15 protein-coding genes are annotated in these 20,528 nt (G+C 57.0%); 3 read left to right on the top strand and 12 right to left on the bottom strand.

What is annotated here, in order from left to right:
- Positions 1-137: 137 nt before the first annotated feature.
- The 7 genes from galT to K9L28_00315 all read right to left on the bottom strand — a co-directional run bounded on the left by galT (position 138) and on the right by K9L28_00315 (position 8,251).
- Complete coding sequence (galT, locus tag K9L28_00345; protein ID MCF7934781.1) at positions 138-1,151, bottom strand: galactose-1-phosphate uridylyltransferase; 1,014 nt, start codon at positions 1,149-1,151, stop codon at positions 138-140.
- Positions 1,152-1,342: 191 nt separating this feature from the next.
- Positions 1,343-2,998 (bottom strand): M20/M25/M40 family metallo-hydrolase, encoded by a 1,656-nt coding sequence (locus tag K9L28_00340; GenBank protein ID MCF7934780.1) that lies wholly within the window; start codon positions 2,996-2,998, stop codon positions 1,343-1,345.
- 83 nt (positions 2,999-3,081) lie between these two features.
- Positions 3,082-4,287: an NAD/NADP octopine/nopaline dehydrogenase family protein gene (locus K9L28_00335; GenBank protein MCF7934779.1), complete on the bottom strand. Its 1,206-nt coding sequence runs from the start codon at positions 4,285-4,287 to the stop codon at positions 3,082-3,084.
- A 38-nt stretch (positions 4,288-4,325) separates the two neighbouring features.
- Entirely contained in the window at positions 4,326-5,630 is a 1,305-nt protein-coding gene (locus K9L28_00330) for a TRAP transporter large permease (protein ID MCF7934778.1), read from the bottom strand.
- An 82-nt stretch (positions 5,631-5,712) separates the two neighbouring features.
- Positions 5,713-6,270, bottom strand: a complete 558-nt coding sequence (locus K9L28_00325) for a TRAP transporter small permease (protein ID MCF7934777.1) — start codon at positions 6,268-6,270, stop codon at positions 5,713-5,715.
- 87 nt (positions 6,271-6,357) lie between these two features.
- Positions 6,358-7,377, bottom strand: a complete 1,020-nt coding sequence (gene dctP / locus K9L28_00320) for a TRAP transporter substrate-binding protein DctP (GenBank protein ID MCF7934776.1) — start codon at positions 7,375-7,377, stop codon at positions 6,358-6,360.
- A 121-nt stretch (positions 7,378-7,498) separates the two neighbouring features.
- On the bottom strand, positions 7,499-8,251 hold the full coding sequence (locus K9L28_00315) for an IclR family transcriptional regulator (protein ID MCF7934775.1): 753 nt from the start codon (positions 8,249-8,251) through the stop codon (positions 7,499-7,501).
- 260 nt (positions 8,252-8,511) lie between these two features.
- On the opposite strand from K9L28_00315, the gene K9L28_00310 reads away from it, so the two are divergent.
- Genes K9L28_00310 through K9L28_00300 form a run of 3 tightly spaced genes read left to right on the top strand, consistent with a single transcriptional unit; the run spans position 8,512 to position 12,492 of the window.
- The gene (locus tag K9L28_00310; protein MCF7934774.1) at positions 8,512-9,237 is read left to right on the top strand and encodes a GntR family transcriptional regulator; all 726 of its coding nucleotides are present in this window, start codon (positions 8,512-8,514) and stop codon (positions 9,235-9,237) included.
- Positions 9,224-10,129 carry a glycyl-radical enzyme activating protein gene (locus tag K9L28_00305; protein MCF7934773.1) on the top strand — a complete coding sequence of 302 codons (906 nt, stop codon included), beginning with the start codon at positions 9,224-9,226 and terminating at the stop codon, positions 10,127-10,129. The genes K9L28_00310 and K9L28_00305 overlap by 14 nt, the downstream gene beginning before the upstream one ends.
- 2 nt (positions 10,130-10,131) lie before the next feature.
- The gene (locus K9L28_00300; protein ID MCF7934772.1) at positions 10,132-12,492 is read left to right on the top strand and encodes a glycyl radical protein; all 2,361 of its coding nucleotides are present in this window, start codon (positions 10,132-10,134) and stop codon (positions 12,490-12,492) included.
- Between the two features lie 91 nt (positions 12,493-12,583).
- On the opposite strand, the gene K9L28_00295 is transcribed toward K9L28_00300, so the two are convergent.
- The 5 genes from K9L28_00295 to K9L28_00275 form a co-directional block, all read right to left on the bottom strand.
- On the bottom strand, positions 12,584-13,579 hold the full coding sequence (locus tag K9L28_00295) for a proline racemase family protein (protein ID MCF7934771.1): 996 nt from the start codon (positions 13,577-13,579) through the stop codon (positions 12,584-12,586).
- 75 nt (positions 13,580-13,654) lie between these two features.
- The gene (locus tag K9L28_00290; GenBank protein MCF7934770.1) at positions 13,655-15,217 is read right to left on the bottom strand and encodes a Ppx/GppA family phosphatase; all 1,563 of its coding nucleotides are present in this window, start codon (positions 15,215-15,217) and stop codon (positions 13,655-13,657) included.
- A 26-nt stretch (positions 15,218-15,243) separates the two neighbouring features.
- Positions 15,244-15,999 carry an HD domain-containing protein gene (locus tag K9L28_00285; GenBank protein ID MCF7934769.1) on the bottom strand — a complete coding sequence of 252 codons (756 nt, stop codon included), beginning with the start codon at positions 15,997-15,999 and terminating at the stop codon, positions 15,244-15,246.
- A 98-nt stretch (positions 16,000-16,097) separates the two neighbouring features.
- A complete protein-coding gene (gene ppk1, locus K9L28_00280; GenBank protein MCF7934768.1) occupies positions 16,098-18,326 on the bottom strand; it encodes a polyphosphate kinase 1 in 2,229 nt (742 codons plus the stop codon).
- Positions 18,327-18,482: 156 nt separating this feature from the next.
- Positions 18,483-20,411 carry an HD domain-containing protein gene (locus K9L28_00275; protein MCF7934767.1) on the bottom strand — a complete coding sequence of 643 codons (1,929 nt, stop codon included), beginning with the start codon at positions 20,409-20,411 and terminating at the stop codon, positions 18,483-18,485.
- Positions 20,412-20,528: the final 117 nt, after the last annotated feature.

Here is a 20,528-nt window from a genome sequence, read left to right as displayed (position 1 = left end):
GAATGGGGCCGACAGCAGACGGTCCGTTTCGTTCGTATCTCTGGTTCTGGGCGGAACCACCAATCACGGAAACCGCACTGTTGTTACAGCTGAGGCTGTTCGGAGAGTTCTTCAAACAAAAAGGCAACGTTTTTTGTTTAACGGGTGTGTTTTCTCATGAATTGTGCATCCTCTTCGGGTACAGAGGGGTTGATACTGATACCTGAACCGATCTCGAAGCCTGCAGGGGTCGTCAGCCGGGGACGAATCAAGAGATACCAGTGGGCATGGGGTTCGTCCAGTTTGTATCTGGGGGCCGTGTTGATCACAAAGTTGTAGTCTGGATCGAGGAGGGCCTCGCGGAGCGCTTGCAGCACATGTTGAAACATGGAGGCGAAGGCCCGCCGTTCCTCGCTTTGGAGGTTTCGGAAGTCTCCTTCGTGACGCTTCGGTACGATGCGCATCTCAAAGGGGACCTCGGCAGCGAAGGGGATGAACGTCACAAAGTGTTCGTTTTCGGCCACCACGCGCGTCCTGTTCTGGAGCTCGTAACCTGTCAACTCGCAGAGAAGACAGCGACCCGTCTCGTCATAGTGCCGTTGTGCCATCTCTTCCTTGTCGCGTATGGTTCGCGGAACGATCCCTGTAACGATGATCTGGGAGTGGGGGTGTTCCAGCGATGTGCCCGCATTCCGGCCATGATTGCGAAAGATCAGCACAAGTGCGTTGGCATGGCTCTCGATGAGCTCTGCGTATCTGCTGATATAGCACTCTACCAGCGCTTCCGCCTCGTCCTTCTCAAAATCGGGGATATCCTTGTTGTGCGCTGGTGTTTCAATAATAATCTCGTGTTTCCCGTACCCCCCTGCATAGATATAGGGGCCCTGGTAGTGCCTGCCCGTCTCATTCTCCGGTGTCAGAGCGGGAAATTTGTTGGGCACCACCCGGGTCAGCCATGACTGTCCGTTTCGGGTGGTGTGTTCATCGATGATTTCCGGCAACTGGTCTTCGTTTCCGGGACAAAAGGGGCACGTCTCACTCCGGGAGGGGATCGCGGTTCCCCCGGCAGATCCTTTTTCCATGGCGAAATCACTGGGCCGTTTCCCTCTGGAGGGCGCAAAGATCACCCACTCCCCTGTCATCCTGTTCTGCCGTATCCAGCTTTGCTGCATTCCACCAGCTCCCTTCATGCGACACTCTACGGCATGTTGCGTACGCAGCCGGCAGCGCGTATGTGCCATAGCCTAGCATAGAGTCTGCAGGGCCGTCACATTTGCGATGCCCAGGCCTGGCAGGACAGACCAATTGTCAGGGATGGCACTGGCCATCCCTGACAATTGGATCCCCGCTGCAGGTGGCGCCACTACCTCGCCACCTGCTCTGATATCAGATGTACTGCTTTGTCCAGCAACCTGGGCAGTACCTCCATGGCGTAGGGGACATGAAGCCGCTCGGATACCTTGTGGGCGTCTCTTCCTACAGGGCCGATGTTGACGATGGGAATATCGAGAGCCACCAGGTCATCTACAGGGAAGGAATAGTACCGACCCCAACCCGGGAGGTTGTCCGCCAGAGGTTCCAGGGCCTGCATGCCTGCCTGAAATCCGCAGTAGCTGAGATCGCTGACACCCTCGAAGAAATCCATGGTTTCCACGGCAGTGGCGGTGTCCTGTTCCGCGTAGGTTACCAGTGTGTCTACCACCTGATCAAGCTGCCTGTCGGCGGCAGAGCGACCTGTGTTCGCTCTGTGCGGATAGAAGGGAGGCAGGAAACCGAGTACCACCAGAGGGCCGCGGAGATCACAGCCGTCGACCAGCCGCTCGACCAGCCGGAGGGCCATTTCGCGTTCGTCAAGCTGTCCTGCGGAATGTTCGGCGATCTCCGCGGCGATCGAGGCGACAGAGATCCCCTGCTCTTTTTCTGCCTCTTTTTTGAGTTCCCCATAGCTCAACACCTTGGGGTTCCATTCGGGCTCGGCGGCCTCCATGCCGCGCATGGAGGCGAATCTCCCCGAGAAGGCTTTGTGCCGTTCCAGGGTGTGCTGCAGGGCCTCCCAGGCAATGCCGCGCATCTCCTCCAAGATCTGGCCGGGAAGCTTTGTCACCGTCAGGTAACTGTAGAAGGCGGCCGCCCTTGTCATGATGGAAGCGGAGTACTCGTCTCGGAGGTCGTGCTGTTTCAGGCAGCCGTAGGGTGGATAGGCGATGTCGTTAAACTGGTCGGCGTATTTTGTGTTCCCGTCGAGCATCAGGTTGATGTAGGAGACAATCGGAGCGGCACTCAACCCCTGATAATACTCCCCCACGTGGGTTTCACGACCCAGACAGAAGAAGAAGGGGTTGATCTTCCCTATAGATCCCCGGTAGATGGTCGGACCTGCCGTCTCTGCTGTTCCTACTGTAGGTTCCGTATTGATGCAGGTCAGAAAGCGCAGACCTTCCTCATCCCGGAATCTCCGGAGGTGAGGGACCGCACAGAGCATGCCGCCGGAATTGTTCTCTTCATCGGGAACAATCAGGACGGCAACATTGGCCTGCAGTGCGGCGGGGTCCTTGGCTGCCGCCATGAGATAGGCCAGTTCCACCGCTACGCCGCACTTCATATCGGCGACACCGCGCCCGAAGAGCCATTCCCCGCTTTCCAGATCGGAACGCACCTGGTCCGAAAGGTCCAGCTTGCCGATTTCCTTGGTGAGCTCCTCCGGAGAAAAGGCAAGATCCCGAAGAGGACCGTACACATCCGTATCAACGACATCCATGTGGCCCGTCAGCAACACCGTCCGGGGGGTTTCGTGCGTCGAACGCACCATGGCGAAGACGCAGTGCCGCCCCAGCGCATCATGCGGACAGGACAGAAGACGAAGATCCTCCGGATGTTCGCGGAAATACCCTTCCTGCGCTATTCTATCCCTGATAAATGCAGCTATTCGATTCTCCTCTTTCCCCGAGGGTGAAACGCTGGGGATCGAAACAAGATCAAGCAAAAGCGGATAGGCTGTCTCCGCTACCTGTCTCCACATCTCTTCCGTTGCCCCCTTTTGGTTGGTCCTTTGCACTTCTCTGTTCCAGGATTCTCTCAACCACGGCGGTGTCCCGCGAAGGGTTACCTGACACCCTGTCGGAGGTAGCGGTTGAGAGCGCTGCTGTCCATATCGCCGATACCGAGATCCTCGAGGGTCACGCCCTCCTTCCAGAAATCCCGCTCCGCCATAATCGAGGCGAGTGTGATCATCGACGCGATCACCGGAGTCTCGATGCCGAACCGCCTGGCAAGCTGATAGTAGATATGGCATCCTACGGGGATATCTTCGGTGATATACCGGTTCTGGATGGAAAAAGGCCCTGTCCCCATTGCGCTGGGGTACTGCTCTTCGAAAGGAATGCAGTATTTGGGGCCCATGTGCTCAGAGCCCAATATGTTGGAACGGGAGAAGAACTCTGCTTCCTCGAAAGGCTGTATCCCAACTCCCAGAGCCTCGGCAATCCGGCATTCCTCGCAGTATAGGGCATACTGGACGCGCGAAATAGATGGACAGTAGGCGTGGGAATAGATAGAAAAGTCATACTTGTTAGCGCCGAAGATCTTTCCCCAGTTCTCCATGACGCCTACCCCGAGAAGGGTACCTGGACAGTGGAGGATCGGATTGACGTTGCTGAAACAGACGTCCGCAACGGTATCCCCGGAAACGGGGTGCACCACGGAATCCAGTGAGGGCAGGTAGGTCTTTGACGCCAGAAACCGTTCCTGGTCGTCCAGGGGCAACGCCGCGCAGCGCAGGGTGATGGCCCAGTAGTTGATGTTCATCTCGGGAAGCTGCTGCCCGCCGGAGCTGCAAATTCGGATGCCAAAGGGCTGGCTGCTCCACTCCCCGACGACGACATCCTTGGTACACCCTGCTTCCTCCATCATCTTCCGCATCAGCAGGCTTCCGAAATTGGCCGTAGTAAAGTGCACCACCATACCGTCTTCAAGATAGGGAATCAGCCTTTCCAGAAAGGCCCTGTAGCCAACAGCGGGAAAGCTGACGATGATATTCCCGGCCCCGGCGACGGCCTCCTCCATGCTGTCCGTGACGCAGTCGACAAAGGCCTCCCCTTCCCTCTTGAATCCATAGAGACTTTGCTGGAGCCCCCCCAGACGGATCATCCGGTTTTCCCTGATACACCCCAACTGGTCGAAAAACTCCGGCAATTCGTAGAGTCGGACCTCCCTGCCGGCGAGTGCGGTCGCCGCTGCATGCCCCCGGGCGGTGGCGCCTCCTCCCAGAACAGCAACAGGACGTTCCCCGAGATACGACATCGTGCTCATGTGAACACTCCTTTTGTCACCTTCAGCCGAAACGGTGTCTACATATAGCTTCCGAGGACGAGGCGGGGAAGCCACAGAGCCAGTTCCGGCAGATAGGTCACTGCAATCAACGTTGGAAGCCAGGCGAAGATGATAAACACCAACGCCGGTTTCATCATCTGCGATACCGGGGTCTTGGCGATACGCCCTCCGAAATACAGGGTCGGTGCCGTGGGAGGCGTGACATTCCCCAGACCAAGATTTGTGCCGATAATGGCGGCAAAGTGGATCGGACTCACGCCGATCTGGGTGGCAACGGGAAGCAAAATGGGGGTACAGAGAAGCATTGCACTGACATCATCCATGATCATTCCTATAATGATCATAAAAATATTCATCATCATTAATATTACGTACTTATTTGTTGAGATTGAACTCAAAAAGCTCATTATCATGGTCGGAAGGTGTTCCATAATGAAAATACGACTAAGCATCATGATGCAGTACATCATCAGCATCACCACACCTGTGGTGGTTGCGGTGTCCACGATCACCTGAACGATATTCCGCCGGTTCAGTCCTCGGTAAACCAGAAACCCCACTGGAATGGAGTACAGCACAGCCACCGCCGCCGCCTCGGTGGGCGTCATGATCCCACCATAGATACCCCCGAGGACGATGAACGGCATCAGCAGGGCCGGGGCAGCCTGACCGCTCCGGCGTCCCAGAAGACGCATTTTTTGCGTAACAGGCATGGGCTCCATCACGTGGATTTCTTTATTGTTTCGCAGCATAAACAGATTGAGGGCACTGAGCAGAATCATCAGAAGAATCCCCGGCCCCACCGTAGCGAGGAAGCAGGCCAGAACGGACTGCTGCCCCACCCAGGCGTAGAGGATCATCTGTGAACTCGGGGGGATCAAAAGCCCGAGAGGCGCCGCGCAGGAGACAAGGGCCGCGCTGTGCCCCATTGGATACCTGCTCTCACGAAGTCGGGGAAACATAATGGAACCGATGCAGGAAAGCGTCGCGGCACAGCTTCCCGAGATAGAACCAAAGACGGCACAGGAGACAACCGCCACCACGCCCAAGCCGCCGCGGAGACGCCCCACCAGAACATCGACGAAGTTGACGAGCGACGACCCGATTCCCCCTTTGTCCATCATGCCGCCTACCATGATAAAAAGAGGGATGGCGAGCAGGACGATTGAGCTCATCTGACTGAACCCGTAGGGAAGGAGGAAACTCGGATCGTATCCCTGGACGATCACCATAAAGGTTGTGGAGAGCATAAAGCAAAACGGCACGGGCAATCCGAGGGGAAGCGTGAAAATGATAAGAAGAAGAGCAATTATGATACCCATGGTCTTCCCTCCCTAACAGAGCCGGTAGGCTGTGGAAGATTTCTTGTGTACCCATGACTTGTGCACAGGAAGCCGCCCTGCATCAGACCGCACACATCTCATCACGTTCATCCTCCTGTCCTGTGGTGTCCTGCCACTCGCCGGTAATGGATGCGAAGAGATCCTCGAAAAAATATATTACAGAATAAAATGACATTAGCGCATACCCAACCAGAATTGAAAGCTGAGAGATAAATATGGGTATACGCAGCCCTGTCGTTCTCGGCATCCATATAATGCTGTACCGCACCATGTCGATGGCCCAATAGGCAAAAATCAAGCAAAGCGACGCAACCGTAGCTCGAACCATTAGATTTAAAACCATTCGACCTTTATACTTCAATAGCTGTGGGACGATGTCTGCTTTTACGTGGCTTTTTTCATACACTCCAAAGGAGCTTCCCATAAAATACAGCCAAAAGGAGGCCACCACCACGATCTCTTCAATCCCGAAAAGATCTGACTTAAAGACATACCGAAGCATTACTTCAACACACATAATGAGTACCACAAAAACGCTGGTAAGAACCAGCAGTGTCCGCTGCAACCCCACCAGCCATCTCCACACCATGGAATTCTTTATTGCCATCACAAAGGACATTCCTTCACCTCCCGGATTTCGCCGGTGATGCCAATGCAGCAATCGGCGGGGACCGGAAGGTCCCCGCCGATTGCACTCCTCGCGGAACTACTGCACCGATTCGCGCACCTTGTCCATCATGTCTTTCCCAAACTTGTCCTCGAATTTGGGCCAGGTGGTGTTCCGGATGTACTCCGCCAGAGCGGAGCGTTCTTCTTCAGTGAGATTGACAATCTCTATGCCGCGCTCTTTCATCTTCTCCATGTAGACTTCGTTTTCTTTCTTGCAGTCCTCAAAGCTCTTGTCGGCTTCGGCATTGACGGCATCGGTGATCAGCTTTTGGTCTTCGGGAGATAGGGAGTTCCACAGCTTTTGGTTGACCAGATAGCCTGTCTGGTCAAAGAGGCAATTATAGGGAATGTAGTGTTTGATGACGTCCCGGAAGACCTCGTAGTTGATCCGCGCCGAACCGCCGATCCACCCGTCACATACGCCTGTCTGGATGGCGCTGTAGGTATCGGCATATGGGATATTCGTCGTCCGATATCCCATATCCTCTGCCGTTTCCTTGTACACGGCCAGAGGTGCGATACGGATCAGCATGTCCTTGTCCACCGTGGGGTCGGCAGGAGCGTTGGGGGCTTTCTTCGAACCTACGCCGATAAACCCTTCGCCTTGAATGCGGAGCAGCTTGACCCCCAGCTTATCCAGCGTTTCTTCAAGCACGCCGTATACATAGGAGCCCGGGGAAAGCTGTTTCCGCATGCCGTCGGCGTCTTTGGCAAGGAAAGGGAGAGAACCGAGTTCAAGCTTGACATCATACTGACTGGGGATGAAGATCAAACCCATCTCGATGGTTCCGCGGCGGATCTCCTCGAACACCTGGGTGTAGTCTCCAAGCTGGTTCATCGGGAAGATTTCCATCTGGATGCGTCCGTCGGTCCCCTCTTCCACCTTCTTCTCGATTCGGTAGAGACCTTCTGTGGAACGGTACTCCTTGGGAGAAATACCAGCGACCTTGATGGTCAGGTCGGCTTTCGCGGCCGCCTGCTCTGTCGCTACAAAACCAAGGGTTACCACCAGCAGTCCAATGCAGAGAAAGGAAACAAGGATCTTCCACTGTTTCATACGTACATACCCCGCTTTCTTGGAATCATTGCTTTTCACACCACGTCCGCCTTGGTTGCCTGTGTACGCCTTCTCCATTGATCACCTCCTATTCCAAGACATCCCGCACTGCTGTCTTTTTCTAATGTCGGAACTGAAGCTGGTAGGAAAGCTCCTCGGCTCCATCAAGCAAGGCCTGTGCCCAGTGGGGGATCATCTCCCCGGTATGGGGATCCCGGGAACTGGCCAATGAGATCGATGCCCACACGATGTTGTGCCGGTCGAAGATTGGAACGGCGATACTGACCACCCCGATGCTGAAGGTCTCGTCTTCAATACAGTACCCCCGTTTTCGGATAGCCGCACATTCCCGAAGCAGATGCTCGCGGTCAACAATGGTTTTCGGCGTTCGCGCCGTCATCTCGCTTTGCTCGAGGAGATACCGCTGCGTCTGTTCGGGCTGGAAGGAAAAGATAACCAGTGCCGATGCACCTGCATTGAAGGGTATGTTCTTGCCTATGAAATCCTGGTAGTCGTAGATCCCCCCGGGGGGGCACTTTTTATAGGCCGGGAACGCCCGGTCCCCTTCCCAGATGGTGAGGTATGTGCTCTTCTCCGTCGCGTTCTTAATGTGTTCCAGGATAGGCTCTGCGATCTCGCGGATTCCTTTATATTGACTGTACACATTCCCAAGGCGCAGGACGATCGGTGCGAGATGGTATTTCTTTGTGGAGGGATCCTGGATGACGATATTGTTTGCTTTCATGGCTTGCAGTATTTTGTGTGTCCCGCTCTTGCCCGTGCCGATCTGTTCGGCAAGCTCAGTGAGGCTGAATTCAAAAGGGGGCTCTCCAAGATAACGCAGCAGCAGGCAGGTCTTCTCAACACTACTCATGGCGCCTCCAGTTTTCTATTTGGAAACTCAATTCTCAAATAACGAACCAAGTTTATCCCTTCCGGCCTTTGTTGTCAATCGTTAAACAGGAGGCGAATCTCTAGAACATCCGAAGCATTGGACCGCAATACCGGGAAAAGGGGAATATACCCCGGTAAGCCAGTTTGAACGGGAATATGCACCTGTCAGGGGGAATCGCTCATTGACATCTCGGGCGTTTGTGATATTTTTCTGATATATCAGGAAGGGATGTGGACTGAATGCCGGTTCGTGCAACGACCTATAAATCGGTGCATTCATTGCGGCAGCAGGTGTACGACTATCTTCGGCAAGAGATGAACCGAGGGCATCTCTACCCCGGCATCTTCCTCGATCTCAACGCAATCAGCGCCGAGCTCGGCATCAGTCGGACACCGCTCCGCGAGGCGTTGCTCCAGCTGGAAACAGAGGGTTTCGTCATCACCTATCCACGGAAGGGCGTTATGGTGGCCCCGTTGACCCTGGACAAGATACGCAATATCTACCAGATCCTCGGAGCCCTTGAGGCAGCCGCCATCGCGGAGGTGATCCATGAGATCCCCGTGGCGTCGCTCCACAAGATGGCGAACCACAATGAACGGATGCGGACGGCTCTGGCCGACAACGATTTCGATCTCTTTCACGAACACAATATCGCCTTCCACGACACCTATCTCTCACTGAGCAGCAATACGGATATGTATCAGAGTGTCAATCTGCTGAAACAACGGCTTTACGACTTCCCGAGAAAAAAGGGATTCGTGAAGGAATGGGAGATCGCGTCGACGGGGGAACACGCCACACTGCTTCACTTTCTGGAACAACGAGACCTGCAGGGCGCCACCAGGCAGATCCGGGATATCCACTGGTCCTTTCAGGTACAGGAACAGTATATTCAAAAATATTACTTTGCAAGTCTTGAAGAGCTTGACAAAAAGAAACAGGAGGCCATCTATGACCGAGGGTAGGATATTCGACATTAAAAAATACTCCATCCACGACGGTCCCGGGATCCGTACCACCGTTTTCTTCAAAGGATGCCCTCTTGCCTGCTGGTGGTGTCATAACCCAGAGAGCCAGTCCTTTTCGCCTCAGCTGGTCTACCGTCCCGAACGCTGTATCGGTTGCGGCGAGTGTATCGCCGTCTGTCCCAACGACGCCATCACCTATTCGGCCAAAGGGGTCTACACCTTCCCCGAACGGTGCGGTCTCTGCGGCCTCTGTGCAGACCAGTGCCCAACCGAAGCCAGGGAGCTCCTGGGGAGGCAGGTCTCGGCAGGGGAAATCATGAAAGAGATCCAGAAGGACACGCTGTTCTATGACGAATCAGGCGGCGGTGCCACCTTCTCCGGCGGAGAGCCCCTGTCGCAGCCCCAGTTTCTGCTGGAACTCCTGGAGGAATGCGGCAGAGTCGGTATCCACCGTGCCGTGGATACCACCGGCTACGCCGCAACGGAGCTTGTGCTTGAGGTGGCCGAAAAGACTGAGCTCTTTCTCTACGACCTCAAACACATGGATTCAGACGAACACACCAGTATGACCGGGGTGTCCAACGAGCTGATACTGGACAATCTACGGATCCTGTCTCAGAAGGGGCATGGGGTCAACATCCGGTATCCTCTCATCCCCGGCTGCAACGATTCCGCGGAGCAGCTCCAGCAGCTCAGTGATTTCGTCAAATCCTTGCCCTGCAGGCATCCGATCAGCATTCTCCCCTATCATCGGGCTGCCAGGGACAAGTACGAACGGCTCGATATGCGGTATCCGATGGAAGACACGCCGGAACCGAGGGAACACGAGGTCCGGGAGGCGGCTCGCCGCCTCTCCGAACAGGGATTGTATGTAACGATTGGAGGGTAATCATGAACGAACGGATTGCACGGTTGCGGCAGCGGAGTTTCGAAGCGGAGCCGGCACTCTCGACAGAGCGTGCCGAGCTGATGACCCGGTTCTATAGAGAAAACGAAGGGAAGTATTCGGTTCCCGTCATGCGGGCGCTGTCCTTCAAACACATCTGTGAACACAAGACCATCTACATCGGCCCTGACGAGCTGATCGTCGGGGAGCGCGGACCGGCTCCCAAGGTGGTGCCTACCTTCCCGGAGCTGACCTGCCATTCCGCCGAAGATCTGCGCATTCTCAACGAACGGGACAACACGCAGTACCACACGGACGAGACCATGGTGCGCACCTACGAAGAAGAGGTGATCCCCTACTGGCGGGGGCGCACCATGCGGGACCGGGTGTTTTCCGATGTCCCGGACGAATGGAAGGATGCCTACGAAGCCGGAATCTACACGGAGTTCATGGAACAGCGTGCACCAGGCCATACCACACTGGACGGAAAGCTCTACCAGAAGGGCATGCTGGATTTCAAGCAGGAGATCGCCGACAGCATCGCCACTCTTGATTTCTTCCACGATCCCGAGGCCACCGACAAGATGGAAGAACTGAAGGCCATGGACATCTCCTGCGACGCAGCGATTATCTTCGCAGAACGGCATGCCGACCTGGCGGACAAGATGGCGGAGGAAGAGGAGGACCCCCAGCGAAGGAAAGAACTCCGACAGATCGCAGAGGTATGCCGGAAGGTTCCCGCTCACGCTCCGGAAACCCTCTGGGAAGCGATCCAGATGTACTGGTTTGTCCATCTGGGGACCATTACGGAGCTCAACGGGTGGGATGCCATGAACCCCGGTCACTTCGACCAGCATCTCTATCCCTTTTACAAAAAAGAGGTGGAAGCGGGAACCATCGATAGAGAGCGGGCCAAGGAGCTGATCGAGTGTGTGTGGATCAAGTTCAACAACCACACGGCCCCACCGAAGGTCGGCGTCACTGCCAAGGAGAGCGGAACCTACAACGATTTCACCAATATCAACATCGGTGGTCTGAGACCGGACGGATCCGACGGCGTCAACGATCTCTCCTATTTGATGCTTGAGGTCATCGACGAGATCCACCTGCTCCAGCCGGGGACGAATGTCCAGATCAGCAGCAAGACGCCGGACAGCTTTCTGAAGGCCGCCGGCAAGGTGATACGGAAGGGCTACGGTTATCCTTCGGTCTTCAACACCGATATGGTGGTCCAGGAGATGGTGCGTTCGGGGAAAACCCTGGAAGATGCCAGGGAGGGCGGCAACAGCGGCTGTATCGAAACCGGCGCCTTCGGCAAGGAGGCCTATATCCTGACGGGCTATCTCAATACGCCCAAGATCCTCGAGGTAACGATGAACAACGGCTTCGATCCGCTTTCGGGGAAGAAAATCGGCATCGAAACCGGCGACCCAGTACAGTTCCAGGGTTACGAGGAGCTCTACGAAGCCTTCCGGAAGCAACTCCAGTACTTCATTGACCTCAAGATTCGGGTCAACCAGTATATCGAGCAGATGTACGCCCGGTACGCACCGGCCACCTTCCTTTCGGTGGTGACCAGCGACTGTATCCAGAAAGGTAAGGACTACAACAACGGAGGGCCCCGGTACAACACCAACTATATCCAGTGCTGCGGCATCGGTACCATCACCGACAGCCTCTCGGCCATCAGGAAACATGTCTACGAGGAACAGCGAGTCGGCATGAAAGAGCTGCTCCAGGCACTGCACGACAACTTTGAGGGTCATGAGGCGCTGCGGCAGCGTGTCCTCAACAGAACACCGAAATTCGGCAACGACGAGGAGTACGCCGATTCCATCATGCAGCGGGTCTATCAGGACCTCTTCGACACCATTGACGGGCGGCGGAACACCAAGGGCGGGAAATACCATCTCAACATGCTCTCCACCACCTGCCACGTCTACTTCGGTTCCGTCCTGGGGGCCACGCCTGACGGACGGCCGGCGCATTTCCCGGAATCCGACGGCACCTCTCCGGCCCACGGCGCGGACCGTTGCGGGCCCACCGCCGTTTGCAAGTCTCTGGGTAAGATGGACCACGCCAAATCCGGGGGGACCCTGCTGAACCAGCGCTTCCTTCCCAAGACCCTGGAAGGCGAAGAAGGGCTCGACAAGCTGGCGGATCTGATCCGTACGCATTTCCGTCTCGGTTCCCACCACATCCAGTTCAACGTAGTGGGAACGGAAATGCTCAGAGACGCCCAGGCTCATCCAGATCAGTACAAGGATCTTCTTGTTCGCGTCGCGGGGTACAGCGACTATTTCTGCGATCTCGGCAGGGATCTGCAGGAGGAGGTCATCGCCCGGACCGCGCAGGAGACCTTCTAGGAATCACGGAACGCAGCGGATACAGCAAGCCGGGGGGAGGCCTTCAGGCCTCCCCCCGGCTTATTCCACCACGGACAGCGTGTTTCGAGACCTACCCCAGACGGAAGCCGTCTTTCAGCGGGTCTTCGGGATCGACGAAGAACTGCGAAAAGGCCGTCACAAAGGCCCTGCCACGTATATAGGGCGTGTATGCCTTGTAGTCACCAACGGTCGGTCCGGTTTCAAGCCTGCCGTAAAACCGGGAGCCGGTGATCGCCTCGTAGACGAATTCCTCTCCAGGCTGTAGTTTCCCTTCCCGGACGAGCAGCGCCATCTTCGCCGAGGTGCCTGTTCCGCAGGGACTGCGGTCCACCTGCCCCTCTCCGAAGACCACGGCGTTCCTCGTGGGCGCCTCTCCCTCCCCGGGCTCGTAGAACTCGACAAGCTTGACATCCTTGATAGAGGGATGTTCGGGATGAACCGACGTGACCTCGGCGTTGATCTGGTCCCGAACCGCTATCCCCAGCTCCTGAATCCGGTGGGCATGCTCGGGACGGATCGTGAGTCCGAACTGGCGGATGTCCATGATGGCGAAGAAATTCCCGCCGAAGGCGATGCTGTAGTCCACAGGGCTGTCAAAACCCGGGACCTGAAGCTGCAGATGACCCCGGTAGACAAAGGAGGGCACATTTTTCACGGTGACCTCGCCGGCCCGGCCGCTTTCATCGGTGGCGACCTCCAGCTCGATCATCCCGGCAGGGGCTTCCACCTTCACAGAGGTTACCGGAGGGGTGGGCGTTACGGTGCCGAGGGCGACGAGGGCCGTCCCCACACCCATGGACCCGTGGCCGCACATGGTGAGGAAGCCTCCGCCGTCGCAGAAGAGTACCCCATAGTCCGCATCCGGATCGGTGGGTGGAACCAAAAAGGCCCCGAACATATCGTTATGGCCTCTCGGCTCGTGCATAAGGAAGGTCCGCAGATGCTGCCAATGCTCCTGGGCGTATTCCCACTTTTCGATCATCGTCTTGCCGGGAAGTCTGGGCAGCCCCCCCACGACGATCCTGGTGGGCTCTCCTCCGGTATGGGTATCCACAATCTGTAGCACACGGTCACATGAAAGCACGATGTTCCCCTCCCCGATTGCGTATGTTGCCTGTATTGTACCAGCAATGGTTTCTTCTCAGGATACTGCCTCCGTCCTGTGCACGATCCGCGTCCGGAAGGACTCCTCGAAGGCCTTGAAAAAATGTTTCCTGTGGTTTTCGAGCCCCCAGAGCTCCAGGTCGCATCCCTCAGGGGCATAGAGTTCCAGGGTAAGTCTGCCGTCGTCGGTGCGGAGAAAGGCCGCCCGATCGACGAGTTTTCCGTGGCTACGGTCCAGTGTCTCGGCGATACGGAGCAGAAGCGCCAGTTTCCTGACAATCCGTTGCCCCGATTTATCCAGCGCCTGCATCTGGGTGTGTTTGGCCTTGGGGAACTTCTTCCTGTGATAGTATCCCAACGCTGCCATGATACCGATTTCCTTCTGGTCGAAACCGAGGAGTTCGGCATTCCGGATAATGTAGTAGGTATGATCCTGGTGGCCGCTGAAGGAGAGGAACATCCCCACATCGTGCAGGAGCGCGCTGTAATAGAGCAGCTCCCGCTCCCACTCGCCGAAGGCAAAGAGCCCCGCCTCCCGCCCGCTGTCGAAGAGTGTCAGCGCCAGTCTGGCAACCTGTCGTGCGTGGGCCTCCTGAAAGCCGCAGGAACGCGCGAGCTGCAGAACGCTCCGCTCTCGAACAGACATTGTGGAATCAAGATAGCCGAATTCCGTCCGCAACAGGTAATCCACCAGCAAGCCATTCCGCAATCCCCGGTCGGTCACGGAGACGGAAGGGATCTGGAGGTCCTCCATCAGTGTCTCCAGAATGCTCGCGCCGGGTACGATGATGTCGGCCTTTTCCGGATTCAACCCGGCGACCTTGCGCCGTTCCTCCAGCGTCTTCGTCCGAAGGAGCTCAATGGTTCTGCGCAGCATCTCAGGGGTAAGCAGGCCTTCATTGTTCTTTTTCTCGCCGAAATGCCTGCCGGCGACCTCCGCGAGATTCTGGATGGTACCGGAGCTGCCGAAGGCAAGGGAGAAGTCCCTGTTGCGCAGCCGCTGCACCGAACGCAGGACGGCGTTCCGGACGTGGCGTTTCATGTTCTGGTAGACCTGATTCGAAAGCGGCCCGCTGTATCCGGAGAGGGAAAAGAGGTTGGAAAGACGGATCGCGCCCAGCTTCAGCGAATCAAGGTAGTGGAAATCGTGCTGGTCGCCGAGGATGATCTCGGTGCTCCCGCCCCCGATATCGATAAAAAGGGCTTCCTGCTGCGGGAAGTGGTGGGCCCTGGAGACCCCCAGAAAGATCAGGCGTGCTTCCTCTCTCCCGGAGATGACGCGCAGGTCCATACCGGTTCCCCGATGTATCTTCCGGAGAAAGTCCTCGCGGTTCGACGCATCCCTGGTGGCCGAGGTGGCCACGGCGATGATCTCGTCGGCCCGCAGGGAACGCGCCATCTCCACCAGCCGCTTGCAGATCAGTACCGTCCGTTCCATCGCCTCCGGCTGCAAGCGATCCTTCTGGAACTCCCCTTCTCCGAGACGGATCACCTCACGCTGCTGGCTCAGCACCCGGAAGGTAAGATTGGGGTTGATCCGCACCACCAGCATCCGTGCCGAGTTTGTCCCCACATCGAGAAACCCCACAACCCGGCCCATGGCCGGGATACTCCTGTCCCGTACGCTCATGGAACCACCAGATTCCGTCCGAAGGCTTTTTCAAAGAGGGTCCCCTTTTCAACGGCTCTCGACCGCTCCAGGATGGGATCCCGATCTGCCGCGACATGAAGAACGACAGTCTCTGCCGACATGCGCACCTCGAGATCGCGGACCACCGATCGGTGGCTGACGTCGAGCCCGTCGGCCACCCGCAGGATACCACCCAGCTGCTCCACGCTCTTCCGGTCAGCTTTGGAGAGAGAGGCGTAGTGGCTGTGTCTGCTGCTCGGCAGGGCCTTTCGGTGGTACCGGGCAATGGAGGCAACGATCATCCGATCGCGATGGTTCGCAAAGAGGGCGCCAAGGGGCATTTCCCGGATCATCCCGAGCGAGCGTTTGTGGTGCGCCTTCTGACCACCGGTCCACCCGATATCGTGCAACAGCGCACCGCACCGGAGCCACTCTCTCCCTTCCCGACCAAGGGCAAGGCAGCCCTGGGCCTGCAGCTGATCGTAGAGAAGCAACGCCAGGCGGGCGACCTGCCGCGAATGTCCAAGGTGTTCGGGGATCAGCGCCTGGACAAGCTTTTCCGGATCCCTCTCTTTCAAAAGCGGAGAAGGAAACGCATCTTCTGACCTGGCGGGTTCCTCGCCACTTTGGATGATCCTCTTGAGGTTCCGGGCCCGGGACAGCACCGCTTCCAGATACCACGGAAGCCCCTGTTCCCGAAAGTGCCCCCGCTGTCTTCCCCTGTGGATATCCGAAACAAATGCGATTTTCATGGTTCTGTCTCCTCACGGGAGGCCTTTCCCGACGCTGTTGTTCCCGGCGCCGTTCCAAAGACATCCCTCAAGAATACGCCGATCCTCTGCACACCCTTTCACAGATAGTTGCTTAAGGTGAACGGAGAGAAACGGAACTTGCCACCCTTGGAGCCGCCATTCTGCTCCTTGTCGCTGCTCCTCCACTGCTTCCAGTTCCGGAGCATCTCCTCCTGGGCATTCAGCGGCTCCTCGCCTTCGGCAGAAGCAATCCTCCGATATCGGCCCTCCGGGGTCAGTTCGCGCGTTTTCTCCGTATCCTGCAGGTGGACCAGCAGGATCTTCCGGTAGACCATCTGTGCGATGTCGGGATCCTTGATCGGCGTCAATACCTCGATCCTGCGGTCGAGATTCCGCGGCATCATGTCGGCGCTTCCGATAATGACCTCGCTCTCGCCGCCGTTGTGGAAGTAGTAGATACGCGGATGCTCGAGGAAACGGCCGACAATGGAGGTTACCCTGATTCTGTCGTTGACTCCGGGAACACCGGGCCTGAGGCAGCAGATTCCCCGCACCTGGAGATCAATCCGTACTCCCGCGGTGGCTGCCCTGTAGAGCGCCTTGATGCACGCCTTGTCCACCAGCTGGTTCATCTTGAAAGCGATATACCCCTCGCCGGTATTCCTATGCGCCTCTATCTCGCGGTCGATCCGCCTGATCAGCTCTTCACGCATGGATGCGGGTGCGACGAGGAGCTCGCGATATTCGGTCTTCTTGGCGTATCCGGTGATCGCATTGAACAGATCGGTGACATCGTCGCAGATCCGGCGGTCTGCCGTGAAGACGCCCAGATCTGTGTATATCTTTGCTGTAATATGATTGTAGTTTCCTGTGCCGATATGGACATACTGCTGGATCCCCTCTTCCTCGCGTCGGACGACAAGGCAGAGCTTGGCGTGGGTTTTCAGACCTACCAGGCCATACACCACATGCACACCGGCCTGTTCCATCTCCCTGGCCCAGACGATATTGTTCTCTTCATCGAATCGTGCTTTCAATTCCACAAGGGCCGTTACCTGTTTGCCGTTCCTCCGGGCTTCGATAAGGGCCTTGACAATGGGGGAATCCTTCCCCACCCGGTAGAGCGTCTGTTTGATAGCGAGCACATTGGGGTCTTCAGCGGCCTGCCGGACAAAATCCACCACCGGTGAAAAGCTGTCGTAGGGCACAAACAGCAGACGGTCACGCTTCTTGATGACTGAGAAGATATCCGAGGATTCCTCGGCGAAGGCTGGAGGGACCTCCGAACGGAAGGGTGGGAACTTGAGATCCGGTTTGTCGATCTCGCAGAATTCATCGATTGTCGAAAGCCCCAGGGGTTCGGGTTCCATGTACACCTGATAGGGTGTGACCTGCAGACGCCCGACGAGGAAATCGAGATCCTGCTTCTGGATGCTCTGCTCCACCTCCAGGCGTACGGCACAGCCGAAGAAACGCTGGCCTATCCCCTCTTCCACCGCACTGAGCAGATCATCGGCCTCGTCCTCGACAATCTCGACATCGGCGTTTCGTGTCACCCGGAAGGAGACGGCACGAAGGACCTGCAGCCCCGGGAAGAGGGTCTGGAGGTTGTGCCGGAGCAGATGCTCAAGCCAGATGAATTCCTTCTCCGGTTGCTGACGCAGATCATCGGTTCCCTCATTCCCGTTCCTGGTATCACAGGGGACGGTGACGAGCCTGAGGATATTTTTGGGCACCTTGACCCTCGCGTAGTGCCGGATACCCTCTTCATCCTCCAGAAGGACAAGCAGATTGAGGCTCAGGTTGGATATGTGCGGGAAGGGTCGGCCGGGATCGATCGCCTGGGGCGTCAGCACCGGATAGACCTCACGTTCGAAATAGCGGGCCAGGCAGTCCCTCTCTTCCGCTGTCATGGTGTTGAGGTCCTTCAATTTGATGCCGTTCCGGTCCAGAGCCGGCATCAACCGGTTGTGCCAGCAGTCGGAGGCCTGGTGGAGATAGGGCTGCAGCTTCTCCCGGATTTCGGAAAGCTGTTCAAGGGGAGTCCGGCCGTCGGGCGGGGTATCGAGGACACCGCCGACAAGCTGTGCCTTCAATCCCCCTACGCGGATCATAAAGAATTCATCAAGGTTATTGAAGAATATGGAGAGGAAACGCACGCGCTCCAGGAGCGGGTTCGTTTCATCCAGGGCTTCCTCAAGCACCTTGACGTCGAAATCGATCCAGTTTAACTCTCGATTGAAATACAGCTCGTAGGCATCCAGATCGGTATCCCGGGTCTGTTCTTCCTCCTGTTGCCGGCTCTCTGCTGTCTGTCCGTCAGTCATTTCCATTTCTCCCCCATCAGTCGCAAACGGTGGCGGTCCTGTCAGCTGCAGCCATCTTAGCGTCTTTGCGTCCCGGTGAACAGCGACAGAAAGAGCTGTTACACATGTTTTGCAAGGGAAGCACACCAGGGAATCCCTGGATGCGGACCTTGGTGTTTACCAGCTCTTGGTTTGGATAAAATCGGGATTCTGCTCCAGGACCGTCACGCATGCCTGAACCACATCTTCATCGAAGTGGGTGCTCTTTTTGTGTAGTATCTCTTCGATGGCTGCCCCCAGGCCGAGTCCCGGCCGGTAGGGGCGATGGGAGGTCATCGCTTCCACCACATCCGCCACGGCGAGGATCTTTGCCTCCAGTCGTATCTCCCGGCCCTTCAAGCCGTGGGGGTACCCGCTGCCGTCGATACGCTCATGGTGCTGGAGCACAATATCCGCCACGGGCCAGGAAAAGCGGATTCCCTGCAGGATTGCGTACCCGGTTTCCGGGTGTTCCCGGATCAACGCGAATTCACTTTCGCTCAGTTTCCCCGGGCGGCTCAGGATCTCGGCGGGAACCCGCATCTTGCCGATATCGTGCAGAAGCCCTGCCACTCGAAGGGTCTCCAAGGTCTCGGGCGACAGCGCCATTTCCTCCGCCACGGTAACGGCCAGGTCGGCGACCCGTTGCTGATGCCCGGAGATATAGGGGTCTCTGGACTCCACCACCTGTGATAGTGTGGTGATCGCACTCCAGCTCAGGTCGGCGATCCGTTTTTCCGCCCTTCCGTGCTGCTCTTCAATCTCCCGGTTGTAGAATGCGAAGGCCAGATCCCCTACCATCTCTTCAAAGAGCGACCGCTCCTCGGGGGTGATCACAAAGTCACCCGGCAGAGCTACGTTGATCACCCCAAAAAGCCTTTCCTTGTGCCTGATTGCCATTGTCATCAATTTCACGTTGCCGTGGAGGTGCCGGACGGGACACTCCCGGCAATGATCGTCCAGGCTGTCAATCACCAGGATTCCCCTGCTTTTCAGCGTTTCGTGAAAACAGTTGGGGAACAAACCGGTTTCCAGCCTCTGACGCATCGCTTCAAAGGAGTGGCTGAAACCGGCGTGTCCAAAATGGAGCACCTTACCGCTGTCGTCCACATGCACCGCCCAGGCGCTGGTGAATCCCCTGCTTTCCACAAGAATGGCGCATACCTGCTCCAGAAGCCGTTTTTGGTCCCGCTCCCGGACGATCAGTTCGTTCACGCCCCGCACCGCCTGAAGCATTCGGTTGAGCTGCAGAATCCGCTGCTCCCGCTCCCGAAGGGGTGTCACGTCGCTGAGAGAGAGGACGGTGCTTGTGCTCTGCCGGACAGGAGCCGTCTTGATGGTGACGGTCCGCTGGTCCCCCCGCCGTGTCATCAGTGAATGCTCCGAAACGCTCGAAAAGGACTCTTCCCCGCTTTGCTCCCCCTGGGCCTGTCCCTCGGTCCAGGTGGGGAGGATCTGCTCGACCCGGAGGTTCTGCTCTATATCGCTGCGCCGATATCCAGTCAGCCGGGCAAATTCAGGGTTGACATTCTCGATCACGCCGTCCGCCCGCACCACACAGAGGGCTGTGGCGAGGCTTTCGAATACGGCGCTCTGCAGATAACGTGTCCGCTCCAGCACCGTTTCTACATCCTTCTGCCGGGAGATGTCCTCGATAAAACCCTCGAGCCGGAACCCCCCCTTCTGCGGTTTCGCGAGCGCACGCAGACTCAACCTCGCGGCAAAGGGTTCCCCCTGCTTGGTCACATAGTCGTTCTCGACTTTCAGCCACTCGCCAGAGCTGTCCAGGGCCTCGCCGACAAGCTCCTGTCTCGAATCGGGAGCCTGGTACAGAAGCTCCTGCACGGGCCGTTTCTGTGTCACCGCCACCATTTCTTCCGGAGAATCGAAACCGAACATGCGGGCCAGTGCACAGTTGGCCTTCAAGAGTTTCCCGTCAACCGTGGATTGGAAGTATCCGACAGGTGCTTCTTCTATGATCGCATTATCAATACTTTCCATGACCATGTCCCCCTGGCGCTCCGTATCGTCAACGCCCGGGATCGCTCCAGCCTGTCTCTGACACATGGCGCTCCCTCCTGATGGCCTACGAAACTCCCGTCTTTTTCGCTGTCCTGAACACAGGAGACCGAGGAACCGACCTATCTTAAATTCGTTTTAGAATATAGCAAAAGACGCCCCCGT

This window comes from Synergistales bacterium (assembly GCA_021736445.1).
In the GTDB taxonomy this organism is placed as follows: Bacteria; Synergistota; Synergistia; order Synergistales; family Aminiphilaceae; genus JAIPGA01.
The sequence above is the reverse complement of the archived record's forward strand: the minus strand, read 5'-3'. Positions and strand labels throughout refer to the sequence as shown.